We start from the raw sequence: 4393 nt of genomic DNA, 5'->3' as shown, positions 1-4393 counted from the left end.
TCGCCCGCTGCTCCGCGCGAGGTGCCCGCCCTGCGACCCCGCACGATCCCCACGAACTCGTCGATCAACTCATCGGTCTCCCTCGCGGGCGACCAGGCGATGCCCATCCGGGTCGCGGGGACCCCGTCGACGGGCCGCGCCACCACGTCCCGCCGACTCAGCGCCCTCGCGTACGGCGCCGGCAGGACGAGCAGTCCCACGCCGGCGGCGACGAGGTCCACCGCGGCGGACACCTCGTCGGGCGATGCCGTGATCGGGTCCACCGGCTCGAGCCACCGCTCCCCCTCGAGGTCGGTGATCCCCAGCGAGTCGAAGGCGGCGAGTTCGTGGTCCTTCTCGGCGAGCACGGCCATCGTCTCCGTGTACAGCGGGACCCGGAGCAGCCCGGCCGGCGCCGAACGCGGTGCGTCGTCGGGCTCGCGGAGGAAGATCACGTCGAAACCGTCGTCGCCGGAGGAGTCCGCGAGCTGCGCGCGCGGGTCACCGGCGCGCCGGGCCGAGATCGGCACGCGCGGATTGCGCTCGCGCCACCGCGCGAGCCACTTGTCCGGCTGTACACCGGGGACGTAGCCGATACGAAGACAGGGGTCGGTGCCCGCATTCTCGTCGGTCATCGACCCCCGCCTGTCGTCGTCTCGGTCCGGTCTCAGCCCAGGATCTTCCAGTCCTCGAGTCCCTCGTACAGCGGCTTCGACGCGGCCAGCGTAGACACGCGCTCACGCAGGGCGGTGACGTCGGCGCCCGTCCCCGCGGCCAGCGCGGTGCCGATGATGTCCGCGACCTCACGGAAGTCCTCGGCTTCGAACCCGCGGGTGGCCAGGGCGGGCGTGCCGATGCGCAGGCCGGAGGTCACCATCGGCGGACGCGGGTCGAACGGCACCGCGTTGCGGTTCACCGTGATCCCGACCTCGTGGAGGAGGTCCTCCGCCTGCTGGCCGTCGAGCTCGGAGTCACGCAGGTCCACCAGGACGAGGTGCACGTCGGTGCCGCCGGTGAGGACGGAGACGCCGGCGTCCCGGCAATCCTGGGCGGTGAGCCGCTCGGCGAGGATCTGGGCACCCTCGATCGTGCGCTGCTGACGCTCGCGGAACTGCTCCGTGCCGGCGATCTTCATGGCGGTGGCCTTGGCGGCGATCGCGTGCATGAGCGGTCCGCCCTGCTGGCCCGGGAACACCGACGAGTTGAGCTTCTTGAACAGCTCGAGGTCGTTGGTGAGGATCATGCCGGAGCGCGGCCCGCCGAGCGTCTTGTGGACGGTCGTGGAGACGACGTCGGCGTGCGGGACGGGGCTCGGGTGCAGGCCGGCGGCCACGAGGCCGGCGAAGTGGGCCATGTCCACCCACAGCTTGGCGCCGACCTCGTCGGCGATCTCGCGGAACTTCGCGAAATCCAGGGTCCGCGGGTAGGCCGACCAGCCGGCGATGATGACATCCGGCTTCTCCGCCAGCGCCATCTCGCGGACGGTGTCCATGTTGACCTGCATGGTCTCCGGATCCACCTCGTAGGCGGCGACCTCGTAGAGCTGGCCGGAGAAGTTGAGCTTCATGCCGTGCGTGAGATGCCCGCCGTGGGCGAGCGACAGGCCCATGATCTTGGACCCCGGCTTCGCGAGCGCCATGAGCACCGCGGCATTGGCCTGGGCGCCGGCGTGCGGCTGGACGTTCGCGTACTTGGCGCCGAAGACCTCCTTCGCGCGGTCACGAGCCAGGTTCTCCACCACGTCCACGTGCTCGCAGCCGCCGTAGTAACGGCGGCCCGGGTACCCCTCGGCGTACTTGTTCGTGAGCACGGAGCCCTGCGCCTGCAGGACCGAACGCGGCACGAAGTTCTCCGACGCGATCATCTCGAGCGTGTCTCGCTGTCGGGCGAGCTCGCCGGCCATCGCCTCGGCGACCTCCGGATCGAGCTCGGTCAGGGAGGCGGTGAACACGTCGGTGTTCGGGTCGGTCATCGTTGCTCCTCGCACGTGGGCTTTGCACTTCGTACGAATCGTGTGGGGCCACGGCTCGTCTCGTCGTCGTCGTCAGTCTAGTGCCACGCCACCCTGACACCCCCTCCCCCGTGGCCACCTGCCACAATCGGGAACCGTGAGCAGACAAGCCGGCGACTACACGCCGTACGTCGAGTTCGACCGTCGGAGCTGGCGGCGCCTGCGGCGTGCGATGCCCATGGTGCTCACCGAACAGGACCTCGAGGGCCTCCGGGGCCTGGGCGAACACCTCGACCTCGACGAGATCGCGGAGATCTACCTGCCGCTGAGCCGGCTCATCCACCTGCAGGTATCCGCCAGACAGCGGTTGTTCCAGTCGACCAATCTGTTCCTCGGCGAGACCGTGGACGCCCCCATGCCGTTCGTGATCGGCGTCGCCGGATCGGTGGCGGTCGGCAAGTCCACCTCGGCCCGAGTCCTGCGTGCGCTGCTGACCCGCTGGGACTCCCACCCCCGGGTGGACCTCATCACGACCGACGGCTTCCTCCACCCCAACCGCGAACTCCAGCGACGCGGACTGATGCACCGCAAGGGCTACCCGGAGTCGTACGACCGGCGCGCGCTGCTGCGGTTCGTCACGGAGGTCAAATCCGGAGCCCCGGTCGTGCGCGCGCCGGTGTACTCGCACACCAAGTACGACATCGTGCCCGGCGAGTTCATCGAGGTCCGCCGACCCGACATCCTCATCGTGGAGGGCCTCAACGTCCTGCAGACGGGTCCGCGCCTCATGGTCTCGGACCTGTTCGACTTCTCGCTCTACGTCGACGCGCGGATCGAGGACATCGAACAGTGGTACGTCGAGCGCTTCCTCGAACTGCGGAGCACGTCGTTCTCCAACCCCAACTCGCACTTCGCGCACTACGCCGACCTGTCCGACAAGGCGGCCCGGCTCGCCGCCCGCGAGATCTGGACGTCGATCAACCGGCCGAACCTGGTGGAGAACATCCTGCCGACCCGGCCGCGCGCGACGCTGGTGCTCCGTAAGAACTCGGACCACTCCATCCAGCGGCTGCGCCTGCGCAAGATCTAGAGCGGCGGCGCGCCCGTCTCCCCCTCCGGAACACCGCGCCGCCGCAACTCGGCCTCGGCGCGGTCGAGCCCGCCGTGTTCGAGCGCGGCCAGGGCGCTGCGGTCCGACCACACCAGTCGCCCGTGCCGGCGCACCTCCACCTCGAGCTCGCCCGCGAGGTGTTCGATCGACCCGGCGGAGTTCCGCTTCTCCGACGGCAGCGGGACCGGCAGCACGTGCGCGCGGTCCAGGGGCGAACGCCCGCTGATGCGGACCTGCCAGCCGTAACCGCGGCCCTGGAACTCCCACCGCTCGTCGGTCACCTCGGCGCGGACCGGCGAGACGACAGGGTTGCCCAGCCGGATGACCTTCCCGCCGGGCAGTTGCACGACAACTGCGGTCACCTCGGTGCGCAGCGGCCCGGAGTGGATCTGCCCGCCGGCGAACGCCACGCACGTGTTCGGCTCGGAGAACGCCTGCGCCTGGCCCCACCACCACGAGTCGGGGAAGCCTTCGGCGCCCCAGTTCTTCTCGCCGTACACCTCGGCGCCGTCGAACTCCCAGTGCTCACCGTCGAGTTCGGCCCACCCAGAAGCGCGGCCGCCGAGCAGCCAGGGGTGCCAGTACTGGTTGAGGGCGGGGACGGACTGGAAGATGCTCGAGCCGCCGACGGCGTGGTGCGGCCACTGCACCGGGTCGGTGATGTTCACGTGCAGGCGAGCGCCCTCCCCCATGTCCACGCGGACCCCGTCGGGTCGGTACTCGAACAGTTCGCCGGAGCGGGCGCCGATCCGGTCCGGGTCGGCCCAGCCGTCGGGCGCGGCCATGAGGCGCAGGGTGGACGACGGCGAGGACGACGAGGAGAAAGACGACGACGACGAGGAGTTCCCGTCTCCGTCCCGGCGCGATCCACCGGCCTCGATCGGGATGGGCGCCTCATCGGAGGCGAGCCCGAGCGTCGCCCAGTGCCCGTCGGGTCCCCGGTTGACCCCGATGAGGGCGATCACGACGCGCCCGCGCTCCCGGTCGGTGACGCGGAGGAAGTACCCCTCCATGGCCACGTCGTGTGCGCGGAGCGGATCGCCGAAGGGCAGGTCTGCGCCGGTCGCCCGGTATCGCCGGAGGAGTCCCATGGGGTTCAGCGTCCCATAATCGGCTTAGGGTGGAGCCGTGAATGCGACTCAACTCGGCCTTCGTCCGCCTCGGGAACGGGTCGATCCCCGGTGCCGGCGGTGGTGGACGGCGCAGGTCGCCCTGTGGATGGTCGGGCCGCTGCTCGTACTGGCGGCATCGACACTGATCGTGGGCCCGTGGATGCTCCTCGCCACCGCCGGGTGGGCGTTGCTGACAGTGGCGGCGCTGGTGGTGGTGCCCCGGGTGCGATGGGCGATCCA

At 70.4% G+C, this 4393-nt stretch carries 4 protein-coding genes and 1 pseudogene; 2 read left to right on the top strand and 3 right to left on the bottom strand.

Going from position 1 to position 4393, the window contains the following annotated elements; genetic code table 11:
- Both G6023_RS06245 and glyA read right to left on the bottom strand, forming a co-directional pair.
- Positions 1 to 614, bottom strand: a 614-nt coding sequence (locus G6023_RS06245) for a LysR family transcriptional regulator substrate-binding protein (RefSeq protein ID WP_182634518.1), incomplete at its 3' end; no start/stop codon positions are given.
- Between the two features lie 32 nt (positions 615 to 646).
- Positions 647 to 1951, bottom strand: coding sequence for a serine hydroxymethyltransferase (glyA, locus tag G6023_RS06240; protein ID WP_120283759.1), 1305 nt, complete (start codon positions 1949 to 1951; stop codon positions 647 to 649).
- A gap of 136 nt (positions 1952 to 2087) precedes the next feature.
- Between glyA and coaA the strand changes: the two genes are divergently transcribed.
- On the top strand, positions 2088 to 3020 hold the full coding sequence (coaA, locus tag G6023_RS06235; protein WP_069388860.1) for a type I pantothenate kinase: 933 nt from the start codon (positions 2088 to 2090) through the stop codon (positions 3018 to 3020).
- On the opposite strand, the gene G6023_RS06230 is transcribed toward coaA, so the two are convergent.
- Positions 3017 to 4132 carry a tocopherol cyclase family protein gene (locus G6023_RS06230; protein ID WP_182634516.1) on the bottom strand — a complete coding sequence of 372 codons (1116 nt, stop codon included), beginning with the start codon at positions 4130 to 4132 and terminating at the stop codon, positions 3017 to 3019. The two genes, coaA and G6023_RS06230, sit on opposite strands and share 4 nt — an antisense overlap.
- A gap of 37 nt (positions 4133 to 4169) precedes the next feature.
- On the opposite strand from G6023_RS06230, the pseudogene G6023_RS06225 reads away from it, so the two are divergent.
- A pseudogene (locus G6023_RS06225) lies at positions 4170 to 4393 on the top strand (PH domain-containing protein); the annotation flags it as partial.

Origin of the sequence: Dietzia sp. DQ11-71, assembly GCF_014144995.1 — a bacterium.
Lineage (GTDB): Bacteria > Actinomycetota > Actinomycetes > Mycobacteriales > Mycobacteriaceae > Dietzia > Dietzia kunjamensis.
The sequence above is the reverse complement of the archived record's forward strand: the minus strand, read 5'-3'. Positions and strand labels throughout refer to the sequence as shown.

Excerpts from the sequence above, each read along its gene's own strand:
- glyA (WP_120283759.1), bottom strand. The coding sequence starts at position 1,951 with ATGACCGACCCGAACACCGACGTGTTCACCGCCTCCCTGACCGAGCTC.
- G6023_RS06230 (WP_182634516.1), bottom strand. The coding sequence starts at position 4,132 with ATGGGACTCCTCCGGCGATACCGGGCGACCGGCGCAGACCTGCCCTTC.